Annotated in this window: 1 protein-coding gene; it reads left to right on the top strand. The window is 54.6% G+C overall.

All coding sequences use genetic code 11. The features are described 5' to 3' along the window. Positions 1 to 91: 91 nt before the first annotated feature. A protein-coding gene (locus NG99_RS26530) for an IS3 family transposase (RefSeq protein WP_198138831.1) occupies positions 92 to 1,320 on the top strand; the annotation gives its coding sequence in 2 pieces (ribosomal slippage) (positions 92 to 407 and positions 407 to 1,320; 1,230 coding nt in all). Positions 1,321 to 1,331: the final 11 nt, after the last annotated feature.

The following is a 1,331-nucleotide window of genomic DNA, read 5'->3' as shown; positions in this document are numbered from 1 at the left end:
TAGACTGGCCCCCTGAATCTCCAGACAACTGATATCACTTAAATAAGTGATAGTCTTAATACTAGTTTTTAGACTAGTCGTTGGAGTCAGGATGATTGACGTTTTAGGTCCGGAGAAGCGCAGACGGCGTACCGTCCAGGAAAAAATCGCCATTGTTCAGCAGAGTCTTGAACCCGGTATGACCGTCTCGGTTGTCGCCCGTCATCATGGGGTGGCAGCCAGTCAGTTATTTCTCTGGCGCAAGCAGTATCAGGAGGGCAGCCTGACTGCCGTAGCCGCTGGTGAGCAGGTTGTCCCGGCATCCGAACTGGCCTCGGCAATGAAGCAAATCAAAGAGCTTCAGCGCCTGCTGGGCAAGAAAACAATGGAAGTTGAGCTACTAAAAGAAGCTGTCGATATCGGCCGCCAAAAAAAGTGGATAGCGCATGTACCCTTGTTACCAGAGGATGGCGAATAAGCTTCGTCAGCCGCTGCCTTCGGGTCTCACGTGCGCAGCTTCATACCCGGTTAAAACGCCCGGACAGCTGGCAGGATCGCCGACGAAAACGCCAGCCGGATGATACTGATGCTCTGTTGCGGATACATGCCGTCATCGGTGAGCTACCCACGTACGGCTATCGGCGGGTATGGGCTCTGCTGCGTCGTCAGTCAGAAGCCGAAGACCTTGCTGCCGTGAATGCCAAACGGGTTTACCGCATCATGCGACAGCACGCATTGCTGCTCGAACAGAAGCCGTCCTTACCCCCTTCCAAACGAGCGCATACAGGGAAAGTGGCCGTTGGGGAAAGCAATCAGCGATGGTGTTCTGACGGGTTCGAGTTCCGCTGTGATAACGGTGAAAAACTGCGTGTGACGTTCGCACTGGATTGTTGTGATCGCGAAGCGCTTCACTGGGCGGCCAGCACCGGTGGGTTCGACAGTGAAACGGTACAGGATGTCATGCTGGGTGCGGTGGAGCGTCGCTTCGGCAGTGGCTTCCCGGTCTCGCCGGTGGAGTGGCTGACGGATAACGGTTCGTGCTACCGGGCGCATGAAACACGGAAGTTTGCCCGAATGGTAGGACTTGAACCGAAAAACACGGCAGTGCGTAGCCCTGAAAGCAATGGAATGGCAGAGAGCTTCGTGAAAACGATGAAGCGCGACTATATCAGTATCATGCCGAAACCTGACGGGTTGACGGCAGTGAAGAACCTTGCGGAAGCGTTCGAACATTATAACGAATGGCATCCGCACAGTGCGCTGGGATACCGTTCGCCCCGTGAGTACCTGCGGCGGCGAAGCAGTAATGGGTTAAGTGATAAAAGGTGTCTGGAAATATAGGGGCCAATCCA

Origin of the sequence: Erwinia typographi (assembly GCF_000773975.1) — a bacterium.
Classification (GTDB): Bacteria; Pseudomonadota; Gammaproteobacteria; order Enterobacterales; family Enterobacteriaceae; genus Erwinia; species Erwinia typographi.
This window is presented reverse-complemented; position numbering and strand designations above follow the sequence as displayed.